Source organism: Pseudonocardia nigra (assembly GCF_019396355.1).
Lineage (GTDB): Bacteria > Actinomycetota > Actinomycetes > Mycobacteriales > Pseudonocardiaceae > Pseudonocardia > Pseudonocardia nigra.
Genome location: NZ_JAHKRK010000059.1, coordinates 14,124 through 36,387 on the forward strand (window position 1 = coordinate 14,124; position 22,264 = coordinate 36,387).

A 22,264-nucleotide genomic window follows, 5' to 3' on the forward strand; every position below is an offset into this window, starting at 1 on the left:
AACCAACCATCGAAGCAGCGCGCCGCGGCCGCGCTCGAGCGGCTGCTGCGCGACACCGTGCGGGGCGAGGTCGAGTTCGACCCGGCCGCGCGCGCCCTGTTCGCCACCGACGCGTCGAACTACCGGCAGGTGCCGCTCGGCGTCGTCGCACCGCGGGACACCGAGGACGTGGCCGCCGTCGTGGCCGCGTGCCGCCGGCACGGTGTACCGCTCACGGCCCGCGGGCGCGGTACGTCGATCGCCGGCAACGCGATCGGGAACGGCGTCGTCCTGGACACCTCGCGGCACCTCACCCGGATCCTCGACGTCGACCCCGAGCGGCGCATCGCCCGCGTCGAGCCCGGCGTGGTGCTGGACGAGCTGCAGGCGGCCGCAGCGCCGTTCGGGCTGCGGTTCGGGCCCGACCCGTCCACCCACAGCCGCTGCACGCTCGGCGGCATGATCGGCAACAACGCGTGCGGCTCGCACTCGGTGGCCTGGGGCAAGACCGCGGACAACGTGGAGGAGCTGGACGTCCTGCTCGCCGACGGGACCCGGATGCAGGTCGGGTCGACACCGTGGCCGGACGTGGACCGACTGGCCACCACACCTGACCACGCGGGGCAGGTGCACGCCCGGCTGCAGAACCTGGTGACGCGGCACCTCGCCGCGATCCGGCAGGAGTTCTCCGGGCTGCCGCGCCGGGTGTCGGGGTACGCGCTGGAGCAGCTGCTGCCGGAGAACGGCTTCCACGTCGCCCGGTCGCTGGTGGGCACCGAAGGCACCTGCGTGACGGTGCTCGGAGCCACGCTGCGCCTGGTACCGCTCCCCGCTGCGACCGTGCTGCTGGTACTCGGCTTTCCGGACGCCATCGCCGCTGCTCACGCCGTCCCGCAGATCCTGCCCCACCGCCCCGGCACCGTCGAGGGCATGGATGCGCAGCTGCTCGCACTGGGCGCCGGCCGAGCGGGCCGCCGGCCCGTCACCCTGCCCGACGGCGGCGCGTGGCTGCTGGTGGAGCTCACCGGCGACACCCTCGCCGAGGCCACCGAGCGCGCGCACGCGCTGGCCGCCGACCTGAAGGGCCGGGCGACGGCCCGCGCGGTGACCGATCCCGGCGAGCGGCGTGCCGTCTGGCGGATCCGCGAGGAAGGTGCCGGGCTCGCGACGCGGTTGGCCAACGGCGCCGAGGCGTGGCCCGGCTGGGAGGACGCGGCGGTCCCGCCCGAGCGGCTGGGCGAGTACCTGGCGGACTTCTCGACCCTGATGCGCCGGCACGACCGGGGCGGGGTGGTCTACGGGCACTTCGGCGAGGGCTGCCTGCACGTGCGCGTCGACTTCGACCTGATCACCGATCCGGGACGGGCGGGCTTCCGCGCGTTCCTCGAGCAGGCCGCCGACCTCGTGGTCGCCCACGGCGGGTCCCTGTCCGGTGAACACGGGGACGGCCGCGCCCGCGCGGAGCTGCTGCCGCGGATGTACAGCGCACCGATCATCCGCGCGTTCGGTGAGTTCAAGGCGATCTGGGATCCGGACGGGCTGATGAACCCCGGGAAGGTCGTGGCCCCGGAACCGCTGGACGCCGACCTGCGCTTCCACCGGCCGCAGCAACGCCGGACCGTCTTCTCCTTCCCGCACGACGGCGGCAGCCTCGACCAGGCCGCCCGGCGCTGCGTCGGCGTCGGGAAGTGCGTGGTGAAGGAGCCGAGCGGGGTGATGTGCCCCAGCTACGCCGTGACCGGCGCGGAGGAGCACTCCACCCGTGGTCGTGCCCACCTGCTCGCCGAGATGCTGCGCGGCGAGACGATCACCGACGGCTGGCGCTCCACCGAGGTACGCGACGCCCTCGACCTGTGCCTGTCCTGCAAGGGCTGCAAGAGCGACTGCCCGGTGGACGTGGACATGGCCACCTACAAGTCCGAGTTCCTCTCCCACCACTACGCGGGCAGGCTGCGTCCGGCGTCGCACTACTCGATGGGCTGGCTGCCGCTGTGGTCCCGGCTCGCGGCCCTCGCCCCCGGCCTCGTCAATGCGGCAGGGCGTGCGCCAGGGTTAGGGTCGGTGCTCAAGCGGGTGGCCGGGGTGGCGCCCGAGCGCTCCCTGCCGACGTTCGCCCCGGCCCCGTTCACCCGCGCGTTCCGCCGCAGGCGACGGCCGCCGTCGGGGCGACCGGCCGTGGTGCTCTGGCCGGACAGCTTCAACAACTACCTCACCCCCGAGGTCCTGCGCGATGCCACCGAGGTCCTCGAGGACGCCGGCTTCGACGTCGTCCTTCCGCCCGGGCAGGTGTGCTGCGCCCTGACGTGGATCACCACCGGCCAGCTGCACACGGCCAAGCGGGTATTGGGCCACACCTACGCGGTGCTGCGCCCGTACCTCGACGACGGGCTGCCCGTGGTGGCGCTGGAACCCAGCTGTGCCGCGGCCCTGCGGTCCGACGCCGTCGAGCTGCTGCCGGGCAGTGACCCGGCCCGGCGGCTCGCCGAGCAGACGTTCACCCTCGCCGAGTTCCTGCAGCGGCGGGCGCCCGACTGGACGCCGCCCGCCCTGCACCGCGCGGCCATCACGCAGACCCACTGTCACCAGCACGCCGACCTGGGCTCGGCCGCCGACGAGGCGGTGCTGGCCCGGGCCGGTGTGGAGAACCGGAGTCTCGACTCCGGCTGCTGCGGCCTGGCCGGCAACTTCGGCTTCGAACGCGGGCACTACGCGGTGTCGAAGGCGGTGGGAGAGCGGGTGCTGCTGCCCGCGGTGCGGGCCGCCGCGCCGGACACCCTCGTCGTGGCCGACGGCTTCAGCTGCCGCACCCAGATCGCGCAGGAGACCTCGCGGCGGGCCGTGCACCTGGCCCAGGTGCTGCGGATGGCGATCCGGCAGCGCGTTGCACATGGAACAACGCCCATTGCCACTGCAGCAGCGCCCGAGGAACCCTGAGGACATGGCCAACGAAGGCTCGACCAGCCTGAACCGGGCGATCGACATCCTGATCGCACTCGGTTCCCCCGCCGGCACGACGCAGCGCGGCTGCGGTGTCGGGGAGGTGGCCAGGATGGTTGACCGCGAGAAGAGCCAGGTGTCCCGCACGCTGAAGACCCTGGCCGAGGCCGGCCTGGTCGACCGGGACCCGGAGACCCTGGGTTACCGGCTCGGCTGGCGCCTGTTCACGTTGGCCGAGAGTGCCGGCAACCAGCGCCTCACCGCGGTCGCCCCGGCCGTGCTGCGCACGTTGGTGGCCCGGCTCGGCGAACGCGCCCACCTGACCGTCCTGCAGGGCGACCACGTGATGACGGTGCTGTCCGAACAGCCGTCCGCCCGCATCCAGGTGGCCGACTGGGTCGGCCGCTGCTCGCCGGTGAACTCCACGTCGTCGGGGCGGGCGCTGCTGATGCAGCACTCCGACCACGAGGTGCGGGAGCTGCTGGCCGACGTGCAGTTCGTGGCATCCGGCCCCGGCGCGCCCCGCGACGTCGACGACCTGCTCGCCCGGCTGCACCAGGCGCGCCTGCGCGGATACGTCCTCACCGACGAGGAGTTCGAGCCCGGCCTGGTGGCCGCCGCCGCCCCGGTGCTCGACGCCCGCAGGCGGATCGTCGCCGCCGTCAACATCTCCGCCCCGAAGTTCCGGCTCGGCAAGGGCCTGAACGCCGCGGGCCGGCAGGTCAAGGCCGCGGCCGACCACCTGTCCCGGCTGCTGGCCGCCCCGGCCGGCACGTCAGCACCGTTCGACCCCCAGCACGGGCGGGACCACCGCGCCGGATAGCGGGCCGTCCCTCCCACCGCACGAAACCAGGAGACAGTTGTGCCTGCCACCCCCCTTCCCTTCTTCAGCAGCGGCTGCCGGCTCGACGCCGACCTGCACCTTCCCGACGACGGCGGGACGGGTGCGCCCTACCCCGTGGTCGTCGCCTGCTCCGGCTACCAGGGGCAGAAGGTGATCCACCCCGAGCGGTTCGCCCGCGCCCTCAACCCGCTCGGGTACGCGGTGCTGGCCTTCGACTACCGGGGCTTCGGCCTCAGCGAGGGCGAGCGCGGCCGGCTGGTCCCGCAGGAGTGGGTCGAGGACGTCCGGGCCGGCGTGGACCGGCTGTCCGGTGTGGACACCGTCGACGCCTCGCGGCTGGCGCTGGTGGGCTGGGGCCTGGGCGGCGGGGTCGTCGTCGCCGAGGCCGCCGAGGACCCGCGGGTGCGGGCCGTGGCGTGCCTCAACGGCATCGCCGACGGCACCCGCTCCACGCGGAACATGCACGACGAGCAGTCGTGGAACAGCCTCGTGGAACGCATCGAGGCCGACCGGGTCCGCCGTACCGAGATCGGCCGTTCCGAGATCGCCGACCCGTGGGACATCGTGCGCCTCAACCTGGACGACCGGACCGACGACTACGTCGGCGAGGAGCTGTACAAGGCCCCGGGGTTCGGCTCCGGCGTCACGCTGGAGTCCGCGGACTTCCTGCTGCGCTTCAGCCCCGAGCGGATGGTGGCGCGGGTCGCCCCGCGCCCACTGCTGATCGTGCACGGCGCCGAGAACGAGCTGCACAAGCCGCTGGAGGCGCAGTCGATGTACGACCACGCGGCCGAGCCCAAGCGGCTGGAGATGCTCCCGGGGCGCGGGCACACCGAGTGGATGTTCGACGACGACCCGACCTTCAAGCAGGTCGTGGAGATCCTCAAGGAGTTCCTCGGCGACGCCTTCGCCGCCGCCGCGCACTGATCTCGCACGCCCGGCCCGCCGAAGGGAGTGAGCCACGTGGGATTCTTCGAGTTCGCCGCGGGGAACTGGCGTGACGTCGTGGACGCCGCGGTGGCGCACGTCGTGCTGGTCGTGGTGGCGCTCGCGCTGGCCACCGCGATCGCCGTGCCCCTCGCGGTTCTGACCTACCGCCACCAGATGGGGCGCACCGCGGTCATCGGGGTGGCCGGGGTCTTCCTGACCATCCCGTCCTACGCGCTGTTCGGCCTGCTCATCGCCCCGCTGGGGCTCGGCAACGCGCCTGCGGTGGTCGCGCTCACGCTCTACGCGCTGCTGCCGATCATCCGCAACGCGGTGGTGGGGCTGCGCAGCGTGGACCCGGCAGTGGCCGAATCGGCGCGGGCGATGGGCATGCCGGCGCGACGCAGACTGCTCCTGATCGACCTGCCGCTGGCCTGGCCCGTCATCATCACCGGCATGCGGGTGGCCACCCAGCTGCTCCTGGGCATCGCTGCCATCGCGGCCGCCGTGAACGGCCCCGGTCTGGGCACGCTCATCCTCAACGGGCTGGCCAAGGCGGGCACGCCGTTCGGAACGTACCTCGCGATCGAGGGGATCGTCGGGATCGTCGTGCTCGCCATCCTGTTCGACCTCGGTTACGTCGCTCTGAACCGACTCAGCATCTCGAGAGGTATCCGTGACTGACACCCCGATGATCCGGCTCGAGGAGCTCACCAAGACCTACCCGGGCCAGGACCACGCCGCCGTGACGAACCTGTCCCTCGACATCGCCGAGGGCGAGATCGTCGTGTTCGTCGGGCCGTCCGGCTGCGGCAAGACGACGACGATGAAGCTGATCAACCGCATCATCGAGCCGACCTCGGGCCGCATCTTCCTGGAGGGCGAGGACGTCACCACCGTCGACGCCGACCGGCTGCGGCGCCGCATCGGCTACGCGATCCAGCAGGTGGGCCTGTTCCCGCACATGACGATCGCGCAGAACATCGCGACCGTCCCGAAGATGCTCGGCTGGTCCCGTACGCGGATCGACGAACGGGTCGACGAGCTGCTCACGCTGGTGCGGCTCGACCCCGGGACCTACCGGCACCGCTTCCCCAAGCAGCTCTCCGGGGGCCAGCAGCAGCGGGTCGGGGTGGCGCGGGCGCTGGGCGCCGATCCGTCCGTGATGCTGATGGACGAGCCGTTCGGTGCCATCGACCCGCTCACCCGCACCAGCCTGCAGGACGAGTTCCTCCAGGTGCAGCGCGACATCCGCAAGACCATCGTGTTCGTCACCCACGACGTCGACGAGGCGATCAAGATGGGCGACCGGATCGCGATCCTCCGGGAGGGCGCGGTGGTCGCCCAGTACGACACGCCCGCCGCGATCCTCACCGACCCGGCCGACGAGTTCGTGGCCGACTTCGTCGGCGGCGGCGCGCTGATCAAGCGGCTCTCCCTCACCTCGGCGAGCGATGCTCCCGTGGAGCGGTGGGACACGGTGACCGCAGGCGCCGACCCCGACGCGACGCTCGCCGCGGTCCGTCGCTCCGAGCGCGACTACGCGGTGCTCGTGGACGACGACCAGCGCCCGCTGGGCTGGATCCCCCGCGACATCGGCGCGAGCGACGCCGAGGTACTGCACCGCGGCCTGCCGATCCTCAACCCCGTCGGCCCGGGTGACACCCTGTACGACGCGCTCAACCGGATGCTCGGCTCCCACTCCTCGGCCACCCTCGTGGTGGACGACGCCGGCCGCTACCGCGGCGTGCTGACCATGGAGACGCTGCAGCTGCTCATGCACAGCGAGGACGACCGGGGCGACGCACCCGAGCGGCGATATCCACAGCGCCGGTCCACACAGCGTGAGGGGGCGCGGCGCTGATGTCCGTGCAGGCACCTCCCGCCGCACCGGCCGGTGCGGACCGGGACGGCACGCGCAGCGCCTCGCCTGCTGCCCGTGCTGCGCATCGTCGGGACCCCGGTCGCGCTGGGGCTGGTGCTGGCCGGGCTGTACGCCTACGTGTCCTCGCAGACCTTGGACCGCATCGAGCAGCAGAGCCTCAACGCCGAGTACATCCTCAGCCGCACGCTGAAGCACGTGGAGCTCACCGCGATCGTCGCGGCACTGGTACTCCTGATCGCGGTGCCGCTCGGCATCCTGCTGACCCGCCCGGGCGCCCGCAGGCTCAATGCCCCGGTGCTCGCGGTGGCCAACATCGGGCAGGCCGTGCCGTCGATCGGGTTGCTGGTGCTGTTCGCCGTCGCGGCCGTCGCGTTGAGCGTGGACGTCATCGCCGTGATCGCGTTCGTCCTGTACGGGATCCTGCCGGTGCTGCGCAACACCATCGTCGGGCTCCAACAGGTCGACTCCGCGGTCATCGAGGCCGCGCGCGGCATGGGGATGTCCCGCGGTGCCGTGCTGCGGATGATCGAGCTGCCCCTCGCGGTGCCGGTGATCCTCGCCGGGATCCGCACGGCGCTCGTCATCACCACCGGGACCGTCGCGCTGGCCACGTTCGTCGGCGCCGGCGGGCTCGGCGACGTCATCTCACGTGGCATCGCGTCGAACAAGACCGTCGTGCTCGTCACCGGCAGCGTGCTGGTCGCCGTGCTGGCCCTGTTCATCGACTGGCTGGCCGGCCTCGCCGAGGACTACCTGCGGCCGCGGGGTCTGTAGATGCCGCCGCCAGGAGGGACGCTCATGTACATCCGCCCGACCCACCCCGCGCGCTCCACCCGGCGCCTGGTCGCGCTGCTCATGCTGTTCCCGCTCGTGCTCCTCGGCTGCGGCACGGCCGACGCCGGTGAGGGCGCCCCGACCCCGGAACAGCTCGCCGGCGGCTCGCTGGCGGCCGACTTCGACCTGCAGGGGGCCGAGTTCACCGTCGGCTCGAAGGAGTTCACCGAGAGCGTCATCCTCGGCAAGATCACGATCATGGCGCTGCAGGCGGCGGGGGCCACCGTGACCGACCAGACCGGCTTGGCGGGCACGAACATCGTCCGGACCGCCTTGGAGACCGGCGAGGTCGACATGTACTGGGAGTACTCCGGGACCGGCTGGTCACTCTTCCTGCAGCACACCGACACCCTGCCCGACGAGCAGCAGCAGTTCGAGGCCACGGCGAACGAGGACCTGCAGCAGAACGGGATCCGGTGGCTCGGCCCGGCGGAGTTCGGCAACCAGTACGCGATCGCCCGGCGCAGCGACGCACCCGAGCCGCTCGCGTCCGTCGACAAGCTCTCGGATCTCTCGGGCTTCATCGCCGCGAACGAGGACGAGGCGACGTTCTGTGGTGCCGCGGAGTTCCTCGACCGCGAGTTCCTCGCGATGCAGGACGCCTACGACGCGCACTTCCCGCCGCCCCAGGTGTACCAGAACGACTTCGCCCTGAACTTCGTCAACGTCGCCAAGGGCAGCCCCTGCAACTTCGCCGAGGTCTTCACGACCGACGCCCGGATCAAGTCGCTGGACCTCACGGTCATCGAGGACGACAAGAACTTCTTCCTCACCCAGCTCGCCGCGCTCACCACGCGCGAGGAGGTCTACCAGGAGCATCCCGAGCTCGGAGACATCGCGATGGCGCTCGGCGAGAAGCTCGACGAGGACACGATGATCGAGCTGAACGGGATGGTCGACCTCGAAGGCCGGACGGCGGAAGAGGCAGCCGCGCGGTTCCTGCGGGACAACGGCTTCATCGGCTGACGTCCTACCCTCGTGCGGTGACCGCCACGCGCCTGCTCGTGCTCGGGGTCGTCCACGGGCTCGGGCGGGCGCACGGCTACCAGGTGCGCCGCGAGCTGCTGAGCTGGCGCGCCGACGCGTGGGCGAAGGTGGCGCCGTGACATCGACGAAGGAACGGGCGACCTTGACACTCAACCGCGGTTCGGGACCTGGACCACGTCGTGAGCCCATCCGGTTCTCCATCCTCGACGAGGATTGGGCGGTCGACGTCGCGGGACGAGTGCGGGATCTCGCCGACCGTTCCCCGTTCGGCCCACGCGTCGACGAGGTGTGGCTGACCACCGACCTCGTACTGCATGTCCGCTACCACTTGGAAAGCAGCTCGCTCGGAGTCCGCATCGGGCACCTCGACGTCGACCCCATGTCCTCGGATCCCCCGTCCGACTCCGCGGCGATGGCCTCGACGATCTTCCACAATCTCCATGACGCCCCGGACGATCTCCCGTGGGAGGACGCGTCCGGCCGCGGCTGGTGGGGCGACGAGCCGGCCGAGGGGTGGGCAGCGATCGAGCAGGGGCGACGGATCCTGACCCTCACCTAGCGCGGCACCCCGGGCCCGCCGGGCAGACTGGGCGCGTGCGGATCACTCTGCTCGGCGCCGTCGAGGTGCGGCCGGACGGCGCGGGCGACGGTCCGCTGCCGCTCGGCGGCCTGCGCCTACGCGGCCTGCTGGCCCGGCTCGCGCTCGACGCGGGCCATCCGGTCGGGCTGCGCGCGCTCGTCGACGACCTGTGGGGCGCCGCGGCGCCGGACGAGCCCGGCAACGCACTGCAGGCGCTGGTCTCGCGGCTGCGCCGGGCGATCGGTACCGAGCGGGTCGAGACGACCGCCGCGGGCTACCGACTCGCGGTGGACCCGGACGCGGTCGACGCGCTGCGGTTCACCGGCCTGGTCACGACGAGCGCCGCGGCCGCGCCCGCGGCCGCCCCGGCGCTGCTCACGGAGGCGCTCGGGCTGTGGCGCGGCCCGGCGCTCGCCGACGTGCGGGCCCTCCCGTTCGCCGAACCAGCCGCGCACCGGCTCGACGAACGCCGGGCCATCGCCGTCGAGGAGCGGGCCCGGCTCGCACTCCGGCTCGGCGATCCCACCGCCGGCCTCGACGCGCTGCGCGACCAGCTCGCCGCCCACCCGCTGCGCGAGACCACGGCCGCGCTCCTGGCCCGCGGCCTGCACGCCACCGGCAGGCGGGCCGACGCCCTCGCCGTGCTCGACCGGACCCGGTCCCGGCTCGCCGAGGAGCTCGGCGTCGACCCCGGCGGCGAGCTCCGGGCAGCACAGCAGGCCGTCCTGCGCGGCGATGCGGCCCCGGCGCGACGGGACCCGCAACCTCCCCCCGCACCCCCGCTGACGAGCTTCGTGGGGCGCACCCGGGACGTCGAGCGGATCCGCGGCCTGCTCGACACGACCCGGCTCGTCACGCTGACCGGCCCCGGCGGTGCAGGCAAGACGCGGCTCGCCCGGGAGACGACAGCGGACCGCGACCACCGCGTCGCCGAACTCGCCGCCCTCACCGACCCCGAGCAGCTCCCGAGCGCCGTGCTCGCGGCCGTCGGCGGGCCCGAGCTGCTGCTGCGCGTCCACGACGAGACGGAGCAGGACCCCAGCGCACGGCTCGTCACCGCGCTGGCCGGGCGCCGCCTCGTGCTCGTGCTCGACAACTGCGAGCACCTCGTCGACGACGTCGCGCGGCTCGCCGAGACGCTGCTGCACGCCTGCCCGCAGCTGCGCGTGCTGGCCACGAGCCGCGAACCGCTGGGCGTGCCCGGCGAGGTGCTGCACCCGGTCGGCGCCCTGCCCGAGGCCGACGCCGTGCGGCTGTTCGCCGACCGCGGTGCGGCCGTGCGTCCCGGGTTCGCGCTCACCCCGGACGTCGCCCCGGCCGTCGCGGAGATCTGCCGCAGGCTGGACGGGCAGCCGCTGCCGATCGAGCTGGCCGCGGCGCGGTTGCGGACGCTGAGCCCCACCGAGATCGACGAGCGGCTCGACGACCGGTTCCGGCTGCTCACCTCCGGCGCGCGCACCGCGCTGCCACGGCACCAGACGCTCCGGGCCGTCGTCGACTGGAGCTGGGACCTGCTCGCGGAGCCGGAGCGTGCGGTCGCCCGGCGGCTGGCGGTCTTCGCGGGCGGCGCGACGCTCGCGGCGGCGGAGCCCGTCTGCGGGCTCGACGGAGGCGAGGACGTGCTCGACCTGCTGGCGGCGCTCGTCGACAAGTCGCTGGTCGTCGCGGTCCCGCAGCCGGACGGGGCGCCGACGCGGTACCGGATGCTGGAGACGATCCGCGCGTACGCGGGCGAGCGGCTCGACGAGGCGGGCGAGCGCGCCGCGGCGGAGGCGGCGCACGCCGCCGTGGTGCTGGAGTTGGTCGAGGCGGCCGAGCCCCGGCTCCGCGGTGCCGACCAGCTGCACTGGCTGGGCAGGCTGCGGGCGGAGTCCGACGAGATCGCCGTGGCGCTGCACCGCGCGGTCCGTGCGGGCGACGGGGGAACGGCGCACCGCCTGGTGGCGGGGATGGCCTGGTCGTGGGTGATCCGCGGGCAGCTGGGCGAGGCGACCCGCTGGATCGAGGCCGTCCACGTCCTCGACGGCTCGGCGGTGCCCGCGCACCAGGCCGTCACCACGGCCTACCTCTCACTGGTGCACGTCGGACGCGGCGATGTCGCGGGCGCCCAGCGCCACGCCGACGCCGCGGTCGCGATGGCCGCCGACCTGCCCCGGCCGCCGAACCCCGTGCTGGAGCTGCTGGCGCCGGCGTACCGGATGTTCAACGCATCCGACGACGGCCCGCTCCGCCGCCTCGCCGCGGAGTCCTCCGACCCGTGGGTCCGGGCGATCGCCCTGCAGCTGGTGGCCCAGCTCGCGGAGAACGACGGCCGCATCGACGAGCAGCGGGAACACGTCCGGGCGGCCCACGCGCTGTTCACCAGCACCGGTGACCGCTTCGGGCTGGGCATGGTCGTGCACGCCCTCGGCGAGCTCGAGGACATCGCGGGCAGGCACGACGCCGCCGCCCGTGCGTACGACGAGGCCATCACCCTGGCCACGGAGCTGGCGAACGACGACGACCTACCGCGGTTCTTGACCAGGCGGGCGATGCTCGCCGCCCGGCACGGCGATCTCGCGGTGGCGCGGGCCCTGCTGGACCGCGCCACCGAGGTCGGCCGCGGGCCGTTCACGAGCGGCATGTTCACCGGGATCGCGCTGGCCCACGTCGAACGGCTGGCGGGCGACCTCGACGCCGCGCGCGCCCACCTCGCCGTCGCGGCGGAGGACGCCTCGGCGGACGGGATCGCCCTGGCCCAGCGCGCGGCGGTGCACGCCGCCGCACTGGCCGCCGTCGAGCTCGCGGCAGGCGACCGGGGCGCGGCCGGGGCTGCGCTCACCGCCGCGGTCGACCACGCCATGGAGGCGCAGGACGGGCCGGTGGCGGCCGCCGTGGCCGACTTGGCGGCGCGGTTCGCACTGGAAGCGAACGACCCCGCGTGCGCGGCGGAGCTGCTCGGGGTCGCGGCCGCCCAGCGCGGGGCCGTCGACCGCGGCGACCCCGAGGTGCTCGCCGCCCACGCCGCCGCCCGGGACGCCATCGGCCCGGACGCCTACGAGCGATCGGTGCGGCGGGGCCGCGAGCTGCCGCGAGGCGACGGGCTCGCCCTGCTGCGCGACTACGTCCGCCGCCGGTAGAGCGCCACGGCGAGCGGGGCGAACACCGCCACGACCACGGCCGCCGCGAGCAGCCCGGTCGTGACCGGGCCGGCGACTGGCCCGCCGGTGAGCAGCCCGCGGACCGCGCCGGCCACCGCGGACACCGGGTTGAGCTCCACGAACCCCCGCAGCCAGGACGGCATCGTCTCGGCGGGCACGAAGACGTTGCTCCCGAACGTCAGCGGCAGCATGATCAGCGCACTCAGGCCCTGCACGGACCGCGGCTGCCGCACCACCATCGCGAGCGCGGTGAACACCCAGCAGAGCGCGAAGGCGAACGCCATCACCAGGCCCAGCGCGGCCACGACGGCGAGCGGCCCGGTGCCGACGCGGAAGCCGAGCACGACCCCCAGGACGAGCATGATCACCCCGGAGGTCAGGTACCGCGCAAGGTCGGCGACGATCGCCCCCAGCAGCGGGGCCGAGCGCGGGATCGGCAGGCTGCGGAACCGGTCGAAGATCCCCGTGTGCAGGTCGTCGGCCAGCCCAACGCCGGTGCCCGCCGAGGCGAACACGACGGTCTGCACGAGCACCCCGGGCAGCGCGAACTGCAGATAGGCGGTCGGATCGCCGGCGATCGCGCCACCGAAGACGTAGACGAACAGCAGCAGGAAGACGACCGGCTGCAGGGTGACGTCGAGCAGCGCCTCCGGGGAGTGGATCGTCTTGACGATGCCCCGCCACGCCAGCGTGCGGCCGTGCCGCAGCACGGCCGGGCCGCTGCCACGGGTGCGCTCGGCGGGCGGCCCTGGGGGCGGGACGGCGGTCGGGCGGGCGGCAGTGGCGGTGCTCACGCGGCCTCCTCGGAGGGGCTCTCGGCGGCGTCCTCGGCGTCGGCGGCCGAGCGCCCGGTCAGGGTCAGGAAGACGTCGTCGAGGCTGGGCAGTCGCAGGCCGAGCTCGGCGACGGGGATGCCGGCCTCGTCGAGGCGCGCGCCGACGCGGTGCAACAGGCCGGGATGCTGCGCGGGCGCGATCACCTCGCCGCCCGGGTCGATCGCGGGCTCCGCCCCGGCGGTCAGCGCGGCGACCAGGGTCGCGACCCGCGGCAGATCGGCGCGGTGCAGCGGCCGCACGTGCAGTCGCTGCCCGCCGACATCGGCCTTGAGCGACGCGGGCGTGCCCCCGGCGATCACGCGGCCGCGGTCGAGCACGACGAGGTCGTCGGCGAGCTGGTCGGCCTCCTCCAGGTACTGGGTGGTGAGGAGCACGGTCACGCCGTCGGCGGCGAGCCGGCGCACGGCGTCCCACACCTCGTTGCGGTGCCGCGGGTCGAGACCGGTGGTGGGCTCGTCGAGGAACAGCACGTCGGGGCGCCCGATGAGGCTCACGGCGAGGTCCAGCCTGCGCCGCATCCCGCCCGAGTAGGTGCGCACCCGCCGCCCGGCCGCCTCCACGAGCCCGAACTGCTCCACGAGCTCGGCGGCGCGGACGCGGGCGGCCCGGCGGGGCATGTCCAGCAGCCGTCCGACCAGCACGAGGTTGTCGGTGCCCGAGAGCGCCTCGTCCACGGCGGCGTACTGCTCGGTGAGGCCGATCCGGCGGCGTACCGCCGCCGGGTCCGCCACGACGTCGTGCCCCAGCACGCGCGCCCGCCCGGCGTCGGGACGCAGCAGCGTGGCGAGCACCCGCACGGTGGTGGTCTTGCCGGAGCCGTTGGGCCCCAGCAGCCCGAGGACTGCCCCCGGCCGGGCGGCGAGGTCGACGCCGGCCAGCGCCCGCGTCGTCCCGAAGTTCTTGACCAGGCCCTCGACCTGGATGACGGATTCCATGCCCCCGACGCTGCCGGGCGGCGCTGACAGTCGGCGGTCAGCGCGCTGACGTCGTGCTGACCGCGGGGACGCCGAGCTCGGGGGGCGGGCCGGCCGTGCGCCGCCCGTCGCCGAGCTTCACCAGCACGACGCCGGTGAGGATCAGTGCGCCCCCGACGAGCTGGACCGCGCGCGGAGCCTCGTCGAGCAGCAGCCATGCGAAGGCCAGCGCCGCGAGCACCTCGAGCAGCGCCACGAAGGACGCGAGCCGGGGAGCCGAGCCGCCGGGTGGCGGCGATCCCGGTGACGTAGGCGAGGGCCGCGGTGACGAGGCCGAGTGCCAGTACCGGGCCCCACCACGGCAGGTCGAACCCGGCGAACGCGACGCGGTCGGTCGACACGGCGAGCGGTGTGAGACCCAGCAGACCGACGAGGAGCAGGGCGACCCCGCCGAGCAGCAGTCCGCCCGCCGCGAGCACGGTGGCCGGCAACCCGTTGTCCTCCTGCGAGGACAGCACGAAGTAGGACGCCGCTCCCACCATCGCGGCCAGCGCCCAGGCGATGCCGACCGCGCTCACCTGGGTCCCGGCAACCAGGTCGAGGACGAGCACCAGCCCCGTCGCCCCGATCAGCGCTCCGAGAACGATCAACCCGCCGGGGCGCTGACCGTGGCGGAGCCACAGCCACCCGACCACGGCGACCGGTGCGGTGTACTCGATCAGCAGCGCAACCCCGACCTGCATGTGCGCCACGGCGTTGAAGTAGGCGAACTGGCAGCCCGCCACGGCGAGCAGCCCGTAGGTCGTGATCAACGGGAGGTTGCGGCGCACGAGCCGCCAGCGGCCGCGGAGCTGGACGACCGCGATCGGCGCGAGGACGACGGCGGCCAGCAGGATGCGCACGGCGACGGCCGCTGCGGCCGACCAGCCGGTGTCCATGAGCCCGCGGGCCAGCGAGCCCGACAGACCGAACGACGACGCGGACAGCACGGCGAAGCCCAGCCCGGACGGAGGCGACCGCCGGCGCGGAGGCCCATGTAAGCTGTCAACATGACTTTCGCGCATGACACCAACGCGGCGCTGCTGGCGGCCGTCGCGCTCGTGAACTCCGCGGAGGAGCCGGACACGATGACGATGCTCGCGCAGCTCGAGGCCTTCTACGTCGAGCACGGGTACGCCGGGTCCCGAGCGCACGACTCGGCGGAGCTCGAGTCGGTCCGCGCGCTCCGCCGCCCCCTGCGCGAGCTCCTCACCAGTGACCGCGACCGCGCTGCGGAGATCGTCAACCGGATGCTCGCCGACCACGACGCGAGCCCTCGGCTGGTGCGCCACGACGGCTGGGACTACCACCTGCACACCATCGACTCCGCCGCACCCCTCGCCGACCGCATCGCGGTCGAGACCGCCGTGGCGATGGCCGACGTGATCCGCGCCGACGAGATGAGCCGCCTGTCCGTGTGCGCCCACGAGTCCTGCGCCGGCATCGTCGTCGATCTGTCGCGCAACCGCTCCCGCCGCTTCTGCAGCACCACGTGCGGCAACCGGGTCGCCGTCGCCGCCTACCGGGCCCGGAAGGCCTGACCGCGGCCACCGCCCCCGGCCGCGCTCCATCGAACGGTTGATCCGCCGCCGATGGCACGAGCGATGGAAACGAGCTTCGCGCCCGCGAGGCTCGAGGCATGGACCCGGATGTCGTCGCGATCGACGATCTGCGCAAGACCTACGGCGGCACGGTCGCCGTGGCCGGCCTCTCGCTGCGGGTGCGCCGTGGCGAGGTGTTCGGCGTGCTCGACCCGAACGGGGCCGGCAAGACCACCACCGTCGAGTGCGTCGCCGGGCTGCGCCGCCCCGACTCCGGCACGGTCCGCGTGCTGGGGTTCGATCCGGCCACCGATCCCGACGAGGTGCGCCACCGCGTCGGCATCCAGCTGCAGCAGGCCGCGCTGCCGAACCGGATGACGGTGAAGGAGGCGATGGCGGTCTTCACCTCGGCCTACCGCCGCCACACCGACCCGGCTCACCAACCGCGCGATCGCCCGCTCGCTGTCGATCTCCGAGGCGACGGTGAAGACACGCCTCGTGCACGTGTTCGGCAAGCTCGGCGTAGACGACCGGACCGCTGCGGTGACGGCGGCCCTGGAACGCGGCCTGCTGAGACTCTGAACCAATTGCGGGAACGGGCCGTTCGGCCAGTGCGTTCATACGAAGCTACCGTTCGCGCGATCCGGGCGACCGGCCCGTCGCCTCCGTCGAGCGACGGCGGGCCGGTCATTCCCCGGTGCGGGCTCCCCTCGGGTCCCCCGACCCGACCGCACGACGACAACGCTAGCGACCGGACGCCCGCTGCGTATCGGTCGAAAGTCGGATCCTCGCCTCCGATGGTCGGCGCAGCCCGTCGCGCAGCACGGCCAGGACGCGCCCGTGCAGGCCGGGGTCGTCGCTCTCGCGCACGACATGCAGCAGGCCCTTGAACAGCGCCACGAGGTCGGCCACGCCGATGTCCGGCCGCACCGCGCCGGCCTGCTGGGCCCGGTCGAGCAGTGCACCGAGCGCCTCGTGCAGGTCCGCGACGGTCTCGGCCATCCCGGTGGCACCGGTGCCGGCGAGCGCGTCGGGCAGGTCGCGCTTGACCACCGCCTCCTCGGCGAGGCGGGTCAGGAAGCCGTCGAAGGCCGCACCGACGTCGGCGGCGGCCGCGCGCTCCCGGACGTCGGCCACGAGGTCCTGCACGCGGGTGAGCGCGACGGCCTCGAACAGGGCCTCCTTGGTCGGGAAATGCCGGTAGACGGTCCCCGGCCCCACCCCGGCCCTGGCGGCGATCTCGTCGAGCGGCACGCCGTAGCCGGACTCCCCGAACGCCGCGCGGGCGGCGGCGAGCACGCGGTCGCGGTTGCGGCGGGCGTCGGCGCGCAGGGGCCGGTCAGGCATGGTTGCCAACCGGGGCGAGCGTTCCGTATCGTCGAAACGGGGTCACCGTTCCGATTCTAGGAGGGCACCATGAGCCGCACTCCCCGTGAGGTCGTCGAGCAGGTCCGTCGCATGGTCGCCGGGGAGGGGGTCGTGTTCGCCGACCTCTTCGCCGCCGACGGCGTTCTCCGGTATCCGTTCGCCCCGCCCGGGATGCCGCGCGAGCTGAACGGCCGTGACGCCATCCGCGCCTTCCACGAGGCGGCGGCCACGACCAGCCGCGGGATGCTGGAGATGGCCGGGGTCGACGCCGTCGTCCGGGAGACCGACGATCCGGAGGTCGTCGTCGCGGAGATCGAGCACCACGGGCACTCCCACGGCATCGACGGGCCCTACCGCTTCCGCGCGCTCGGCGTGATCCGCGTGCGCGACGGCGAGATCGTCAGCTACGACGACTACATGGACCCGATCGCCATGGCGCGCCTACTGGGCCGCACCCGGGATCTGGCGGCCGCCCTCACCGTCGCGTGAGTCGCGCGGTGCTCACATCGAGCGGGTCTCCCGCCACAGCTCGGCCCACGGCCGCGTCCGCCCCTCCAGCAGGAAGATCGGCGTTCCCTGCGTGAGGTTCGCGACGCGCTGGCCGTTACCGAGCGCGCCGACCTGCCGCACCGAGGTGAACGCCGGGACCAGCGGCGACGGGTCGCCCACCAGCAGCACCGCTCCCGAGTCCTCGGGCGGGGCCCCGAAGAACGCGGCGCCGCGGTGCGGGCTGTAGGACGGCAGGTCGGGGGCGTACTGCTGGATCGCCGACACCGTCCAGTAGCTGCCCGCCACGACGACGGTTCCGGGCGGCGCGGCCCGGTGCGCGGCCACGACGTCCTCGACCATCTCCGGCCAGCCGATCTCGTCGCGCTGGAAGTTGCCGATCTGCAGCGGCTGGTCGGCGTGCGCGCTCACGGGCTTGATCGGCAGCACGTGCAGCACCCCGAGCACGACGAGCGTGCTCAGCGCGTACACCGGCCACGTCGGTACCCAGCGCCACCACACCGCGGGCCTGCGGCGCTCGATCGCGGTCGCCGACGCCGCCCAGACCAGCGGGAACAGCCCGGCGACGTAGTACGGGCGCCCGCCGGTGACGAGGAACAGCACCACCACACCCAGCACGGTGAGCCCGAGGAAGCGGTACGCCCGGTCACGCAGCAGCGCCGCGGTCCCGTGCACGGCGAGCACCGACCCGATCAGCAGCCCGGTCAGGAACACCGCCAGCGGGAGGAAACCGATCATCCCGCCCGCGTAGACGCTCTCCGCGGCGACCACTCGGCCCATCTCCAGCTGCGGCCATCCGTTGTCGGCCTGCCACAGCAGCGTCGGAACGGTCGCGAGCACCGCGATCGCGCCGCCCGCCCACAGCGCAGGCCGGCGCAGCATCTCCCGCGGGCCGGCCACCAGCACCGCGGCGAGCGCCACGGCCCAGAACCCCACGACGAGGAACTTCACCTGCAACGCCGCCGCGGTGACCACGCCCGCGCGAGCAGCGCACCGTCGGCGCGGGTGCGGACCCACCGCACGAGCAGCCAGGTCAGGGCGATCCACAGCGGCGGGTCGAGCGTGGACGTGGCCAGCAAGTGCCCGGTAGCGAGGAACGTCGGCGACACCGCGAACGCACCCGCCGCGACGAGCTGAGCCCGCCGCCCGCCCCCGAACTCGCGCGTCAGCAGGGCCGTGAGCACGACCCCGGCCATGGTCGCCAGCGTTGCCGGGACCCGCAGCGCCGCTACCGAACCGTGCGCGATCGCGTCCATCGCCAGCGCGATCAACGGCACCAGCGGCGGCTGGTCGGCGTAGCCCCAGTCCAGGTGGTTGCCGGCCGCGATGAAGTACAGCTCGTCACCGAAGTAGCCGTACCGACCGCTCACCGCGGTGAGCAGTACCCCCACGGCCGCGGCCACGAGCAGGACGGGCCCGCGCGCGAACGTGGGCAGAGCGGGCGCGCGCGGCGCTGATCGCGTGAGAGCTTCCCCGGTAACCATGTCGCCGACGCTAGAAGCGCTCGGGACGCGCCGAGTCCGTCGATCGGCTGATCCAGGGATCCACCCCTCACGGGTGATCTCAGGGTCGAGCTCAGGGGGATACCCGATTCCGGGACGGACCGGCGCGGCAAGTCTCTTCGCATGAACCCTGCGAAGTCCCCCGTGGCGGCGGCCGTCCACCGGCAGACGGTGCTCACGGTCGCGGGCGCCCTCGACGACGAGATCGGCGTCGTGGTACTCGACCTCTCGGGCGTGTCCGTGTTCGATACGGACGCGCTCGACCCCCTCGCGCGGGTGGCCCGGATCTGCCGCGGCCGGTCGATCTCCCTGCGGGTGGCGCCCAGTGCCACGGTGCAGCGGGTGATGGCCGAGCACGACCTGCTGCACAGCTTCACGATCGTCGGGCCCGCGCATCCGGCGTAGCCGATGCCGGGCTCAGCCCTCGGCGAGCTCCGCGGCGGCCAACCAGTCCAGCTCCACGGCCTCCCGCTCGGCGACGACCGCCTTGAGCTCGCGGTCGAGCTCCATCAGTCGCTCCGGGTCGGTGGCGGCCTCGGCGAGCTGCGCGTGCAGCTTCTCCTCCTTGGCCGACAGCGTCTCCATCCGCCGTTCCAGCCGGGCAGCCTCCTTGCGGGCGGCACGCTGCTCCGCGGCATTGGACGTCTTCGGCCGGGTGACGGCGGGCGCCGGGGTCGCGGCCAGCCCGGGGGCGATCTGGCCGTCGCGCGCCCGCCGCTCCAGGTACTCCTCGATGCCGCCGGGCAGGTGGGTGATCTTCCCGTCGCCGAGCAGCGCGACGACGGTGTCGCACGCCCGCTCCACCAGATACCGGTCGTGGCTGACCACGATGAGCGTGCCGGGCCAGCCGTCGAGCAGGTCCTCCAGGCGGGCGAGCGTGTCGACGTCCAGGTCGTTGGTGGGCTCGTCGAGCAGCAGGACGTTCGGTTCGGCCATCAGCAGGCGGGTGAGCTGCAGCCTGCGCCGCTCGCCGCCGGACAGGTCACCCACCGGCGTCCACTGCCGCGACGCCGGGAAGCCCAGCCGCTCCAGCACCGACGACGCCGTGAGCTCCAGCTTCCCGAGCCGCACGTACTTCGCGACCTGCTCGGTGGCCTCCAGAACGCGCATGTCCCGCGGCAGGTCGACCAGCTCCTGCGTGAGCTCCGCGAGCTGCACGGTGGTGCCGCGCACGACGTGGCCGCCGTCGACCGGCCGCTCCCCGGTGAGGGTGCGCAGCAGGGTGGTCTTGCCCGAGCCGTTGACGCCGACGATCCCGATGCGGTCGCCGGGTCCGATCCGCCACGTCACGCGGTCGAGCAGGGTGCGCCCGGCCACGACCGCGGTGACGTCCTCCAGCTCCAGCACCGTCCTGCCGAGCCGGTTGGTGGCGAAGCCGAGCAGCTCCACCGTGTTGCGCGGCGGCGGCACGTCGGCGATCAGGGCCTCGGCGGCCTCGATCCGGAACCGCGGCTTGGACGTGCGCGCGGGGGCGCCGCGGCGCAGCCAGGCCAGCTCCTTGCGCGCGAGGTTCTGCCTGCGGGCCTCAGCGGCGTCGGCCTGCCGGGCGCGCTCCGCACGGGCGTAGACCCAGTCGGCGTAGCCGCCGAGGTAGCTCTCCACGCGCCCACCCGCGACCTCCCAGGTACGGGTGCAGATCGCGTCGAGGAACCAGCGGTCGTGCGTGACGACCACGACCCCGCAGCGTCGGGCGAGCAGGTGCTGCGCGAGCCAGCCGATGCCTTCGACGTCGAGGTGGTTGGTGGGCTCGTCGAGCACGACGAGGTCGGGGTCGCCGACGAGCGCGGCCGCCAGCGCGACCCGGCGCTTCTCCCCGCCGGACAGCCCCTCGATCGGCCGGTCCAGGTCGCCGATGCCGAGCCCTTCGAGGACGTCACGGACCTTGGCGTCCGCCGCCCACTCGTGCTCGGCCGCGCCCTCCCAGGCCGCGAGCACGACGTCGCGGACGCGGGCGTCCTTCGGCAGCACGTCGCCCTGCGCGAGGTGCGCGAGCCGCAGCCCGCCCACCCGGCTGACGCGGCCGCCGTCGGGCTCGCGCTCGCCGGTGATGATGTCGAGGAGGGTGGTCTTCCCGCCGCCGTTGAGCCCGACGACGCCCACCCGCTCGCCGCGCTCGACGCCGAGCGACACCGCGTCGAGCAGCACCCGCGACGCGTCGCCGGGGACGTGCGCCGTGACGGACTCGAGGTTGACGAGGTTCTGCATGGATCCCTTCTGAGCGGCCATCAGGCGCGCACCGGCGGCCACGAGGTGGGCGGGACGGGCGGGACGCCGGGTGGCTCGTGCTGGTCGACCACGCGGGCACCGGGCACCGGGCCGTGCGCCACGCGGACCGTGCGGCACACCCCCACCCCGGCGAGCTCGGTGGCCACGTCGATCGCCGCCTCCGCGCTCGAGCACAGGAACGCGCACGTCGGGCCCGAGCCGGACACGAGCCCGGCCAGCGCCCCGGCGGCGACCCCGGCCCGCAGCGTGCGCCGCAGTTCCGGAACCATGCTGACGGCCGCGGCCTGCAGGTCGTTGCCCAGGCTCAGGGCGAGTTGGTTCGGGTCGCCGCCCGCGAGCGCCTCCAGCACCGGCTCGACCGGGCGCTCCAGTGGGGTGCTGTCGCCGCGGAGCCGGTCGAGCTCGCGGAACACGGCTGGGGTGGACAGGCCACCGCGGTGCAGCGCGATCACCCAGTGCTGCGGGTGCCTCGAGAGCACCGGGACGATCCGCTCACCGCGGCCGGTGCCGACCGCGGTGCCGCCGTAGAGCGCGAACGTGACGTCGCTGCCCAGCTCGGCGGCGAGCTCGGACAGATCGTCGCGGGAGAGGTCGAGCTTCCACAGCGCCGACAGGCCGACGAGCGCGGCGGCCGCGTCGGCACTGCCGCCCGCCATCCCGCCGGCGACCGGAATGCCCTTGCGCAGCACGAGCCGCACGTCGGGGTCGCGGTCGGCGCGCTCGGCGAGCAGCTGGACGGCCCGCCACGCGAGGTTCGTCTCGTCGGCGGGCACCTCGGACACGCCCTCGCCGTGCACCTCGATGCCCGGCGCCTCGCTGAGGGCGACCGACACTTCGTCGAACAGGCTCACCGCGTGGAACACCGTGACGAGGTCGTGGAACCCGTCCTCGCGCAGCGCACCGACGGCAAGATGCAGGTTGATCTTTGCCGGCACGCGCACGGTGACCGGGGGCGGAACGGCGGCGAGCACCAGACAACCCTACGTGCGTCCGCGGCCGGCGTGACTCGCGCACGGGCGCGTCGGCGCCCCACCTCGCTCATGCCCCCCGATTCGGCCGATGCGCCCCGTCGACGGGGCGCATGCGCCGAGAAGGGGAGCATGAGCTCATCGGCGGGCGGCGGCGATCCTTGCGAAGTCGGTCACCGCCAGGGTCTCCGCGCGGGCGAGCGGGTCGACGCCGGCGGCGCGCAGCGCCTCCTCGGCCGCCGCGGGCGAG

Annotated in this window: 21 protein-coding genes and 3 pseudogenes; 15 read left to right on the forward strand and 9 right to left on the reverse strand. The window is 73.9% G+C overall.

Annotation, left to right across the window (positions count from 1 at the left end; genetic code table 11):
* Window positions 1-57: 57 nt before the first annotated feature.
* The 10 genes and pseudogenes from KME75_RS16980 (at window position 58) to KME75_RS17025 (ending at window position 12,092) form a co-directional block, all read left to right on the forward strand.
* Window positions 58-2,913 carry an FAD-binding and (Fe-S)-binding domain-containing protein gene (locus KME75_RS16980; protein WP_308282845.1) on the forward strand — a complete coding sequence of 952 codons (2,856 nt, stop codon included), beginning with the start codon at window positions 58-60 and terminating at the stop codon, window positions 2,911-2,913.
* A 4-nt stretch (window positions 2,914-2,917) separates the two neighbouring features.
* Window positions 2,918-3,739, forward strand: a complete 822-nt coding sequence (locus KME75_RS16985) for an IclR family transcriptional regulator (protein WP_219415807.1) — start codon at window positions 2,918-2,920, stop codon at window positions 3,737-3,739.
* A gap of 39 nt (window positions 3,740-3,778) precedes the next feature.
* Complete coding sequence (locus KME75_RS16990; RefSeq protein WP_219415808.1) at window positions 3,779-4,687, forward strand: alpha/beta hydrolase; 909 nt, start codon at window positions 3,779-3,781, stop codon at window positions 4,685-4,687.
* Window positions 4,688-4,723: 36 nt separating this feature from the next.
* On the forward strand, window positions 4,724-5,371 hold the full coding sequence (locus KME75_RS16995; RefSeq protein WP_219415809.1) for an ABC transporter permease: 648 nt from the start codon (window positions 4,724-4,726) through the stop codon (window positions 5,369-5,371).
* Complete coding sequence (locus KME75_RS17000; protein ID WP_308282841.1) at window positions 5,364-6,551, forward strand: ABC transporter ATP-binding protein; 1,188 nt, start codon at window positions 5,364-5,366, stop codon at window positions 6,549-6,551. Before KME75_RS16995 ends, KME75_RS17000 begins: the two co-directional genes overlap by 8 nt.
* A gap of 75 nt (window positions 6,552-6,626) precedes the next feature.
* Window positions 6,627-7,346 carry an ABC transporter permease gene (locus KME75_RS17005; protein ID WP_308282842.1) on the forward strand — a complete coding sequence of 240 codons (720 nt, stop codon included), beginning with the start codon at window positions 6,627-6,629 and terminating at the stop codon, window positions 7,344-7,346.
* Between the two features lie 24 nt (window positions 7,347-7,370).
* The gene (locus tag KME75_RS17010; RefSeq protein WP_219415811.1) at window positions 7,371-8,372 is read left to right on the forward strand and encodes a glycine betaine ABC transporter substrate-binding protein; all 1,002 of its coding nucleotides are present in this window, start codon (window positions 7,371-7,373) and stop codon (window positions 8,370-8,372) included.
* Window positions 8,373-8,389: 17 nt separating this feature from the next.
* Window positions 8,390-8,509, forward strand: a pseudogene (locus KME75_RS45015) (PadR family transcriptional regulator); the annotation flags it as partial.
* Window positions 8,509-8,952 (forward strand): hypothetical protein, encoded by a 444-nt coding sequence (locus tag KME75_RS17020; protein ID WP_219415812.1) that lies wholly within the window; start codon window positions 8,509-8,511, stop codon window positions 8,950-8,952. The pseudogene KME75_RS45015 and the gene KME75_RS17020, both read left to right, overlap by 1 nt.
* A gap of 35 nt (window positions 8,953-8,987) precedes the next feature.
* Window positions 8,988-12,092, forward strand: a complete 3,105-nt coding sequence (locus tag KME75_RS17025; protein ID WP_219415813.1) for an ATP-binding protein — start codon at window positions 8,988-8,990, stop codon at window positions 12,090-12,092.
* On the opposite strand, the gene KME75_RS17030 is transcribed toward KME75_RS17025, so the two are convergent.
* The 4 genes and pseudogenes from KME75_RS17030 to KME75_RS46800 all read right to left on the reverse strand — a co-directional run.
* Window positions 12,074-12,907 carry an ABC transporter permease gene (locus tag KME75_RS17030; protein WP_219415814.1) on the reverse strand — a complete coding sequence of 278 codons (834 nt, stop codon included), beginning with the start codon at window positions 12,905-12,907 and terminating at the stop codon, window positions 12,074-12,076. The two genes, KME75_RS17025 and KME75_RS17030, sit on opposite strands and share 19 nt — an antisense overlap.
* Window positions 12,904-13,884, reverse strand: a complete 981-nt coding sequence (locus KME75_RS17035) for an ATP-binding cassette domain-containing protein (RefSeq protein ID WP_219415815.1) — start codon at window positions 13,882-13,884, stop codon at window positions 12,904-12,906. The genes KME75_RS17030 and KME75_RS17035 overlap by 4 nt, the downstream gene beginning before the upstream one ends.
* A 37-nt stretch (window positions 13,885-13,921) precedes the next feature.
* A complete protein-coding gene (locus KME75_RS17040; RefSeq protein WP_219415816.1) occupies window positions 13,922-14,119 on the reverse strand; it encodes a hypothetical protein in 198 nt (65 codons plus the stop codon).
* A 355-nt stretch (window positions 14,120-14,474) separates the two neighbouring features.
* Window positions 14,475-14,927 (reverse strand): annotated as a pseudogene (locus tag KME75_RS46800) (EamA family transporter); the annotation flags it as partial.
* Here KME75_RS46800 and KME75_RS17050 point away from each other — a divergent pair.
* The 3 genes and pseudogenes from KME75_RS17050 to KME75_RS17060 all read left to right on the forward strand — a co-directional run bounded on the left by KME75_RS17050 (window position 14,913) and on the right by KME75_RS17060 (window position 16,025).
* Window positions 14,913-15,443 (forward strand): CGNR zinc finger domain-containing protein, encoded by a 531-nt coding sequence (locus KME75_RS17050; RefSeq protein ID WP_219415817.1) that lies wholly within the window; start codon window positions 14,913-14,915, stop codon window positions 15,441-15,443. The pseudogene KME75_RS46800 and the gene KME75_RS17050 overlap by 15 nt on opposite strands.
* Window positions 15,444-15,541: 98 nt before the next feature.
* Window positions 15,542-15,820 (forward strand): annotated as a pseudogene (locus KME75_RS17055) (ATP-binding cassette domain-containing protein); the annotation flags it as partial.
* Between the two features lie 106 nt (window positions 15,821-15,926).
* On the forward strand, window positions 15,927-16,025 hold the full coding sequence (locus KME75_RS17060; RefSeq protein ID WP_372452612.1) for a helix-turn-helix domain-containing protein: 99 nt from the start codon (window positions 15,927-15,929) through the stop codon (window positions 16,023-16,025).
* Between the two features lie 162 nt (window positions 16,026-16,187).
* Here the strand turns inward: KME75_RS17060 and KME75_RS17065 are convergent, their stop codons facing one another.
* On the reverse strand, window positions 16,188-16,790 hold the full coding sequence (locus KME75_RS17065) for a TetR/AcrR family transcriptional regulator (RefSeq protein WP_219415818.1): 603 nt from the start codon (window positions 16,788-16,790) through the stop codon (window positions 16,188-16,190).
* Window positions 16,791-16,859: 69 nt separating this feature from the next.
* On the opposite strand from KME75_RS17065, the gene KME75_RS17070 reads away from it, so the two are divergent.
* Window positions 16,860-17,300 carry a nuclear transport factor 2 family protein gene (locus KME75_RS17070; protein WP_219415819.1) on the forward strand — a complete coding sequence of 147 codons (441 nt, stop codon included), beginning with the start codon at window positions 16,860-16,862 and terminating at the stop codon, window positions 17,298-17,300.
* Window positions 17,301-17,312: 12 nt separating this feature from the next.
* Here the strand turns inward: KME75_RS17070 and KME75_RS17075 are convergent, their stop codons facing one another.
* A complete protein-coding gene (locus tag KME75_RS17075; protein ID WP_308282843.1) occupies window positions 17,313-18,293 on the reverse strand; it encodes a glycosyl transferase, family 39 in 981 nt (326 codons plus the stop codon).
* Complete coding sequence (locus tag KME75_RS45950) at window positions 18,266-18,802, reverse strand: glycosyltransferase family 39 protein (protein ID WP_308282844.1); 537 nt, start codon at window positions 18,800-18,802, stop codon at window positions 18,266-18,268. The genes KME75_RS17075 and KME75_RS45950 overlap by 28 nt, the downstream gene beginning before the upstream one ends.
* Window positions 18,803-18,943: 141 nt before the next feature.
* Here KME75_RS45950 and KME75_RS17080 point away from each other — a divergent pair, with 141 nt between their 5' ends.
* Window positions 18,944-19,225 (forward strand): STAS domain-containing protein, encoded by a 282-nt coding sequence (locus KME75_RS17080; protein WP_219415820.1) that lies wholly within the window; start codon window positions 18,944-18,946, stop codon window positions 19,223-19,225.
* Between the two features lie 12 nt (window positions 19,226-19,237).
* Here KME75_RS17080 and KME75_RS17085 read toward each other — a convergent pair whose 3' ends face one another.
* Both KME75_RS17085 and KME75_RS17090 read right to left on the reverse strand, forming a co-directional pair.
* Window positions 19,238-21,025: an ABC-F family ATP-binding cassette domain-containing protein gene (locus KME75_RS17085; RefSeq protein WP_219415821.1), complete on the reverse strand. Its 1,788-nt coding sequence runs from the start codon at window positions 21,023-21,025 to the stop codon at window positions 19,238-19,240.
* 20 nt (window positions 21,026-21,045) lie between these two features.
* Entirely contained in the window at window positions 21,046-22,017 is a 972-nt protein-coding gene (locus KME75_RS17090; protein WP_219415822.1) for a 4-(cytidine 5'-diphospho)-2-C-methyl-D-erythritol kinase, read from the reverse strand.
* Between the last annotated feature and the right edge of the window lie 247 nt (window positions 22,018-22,264).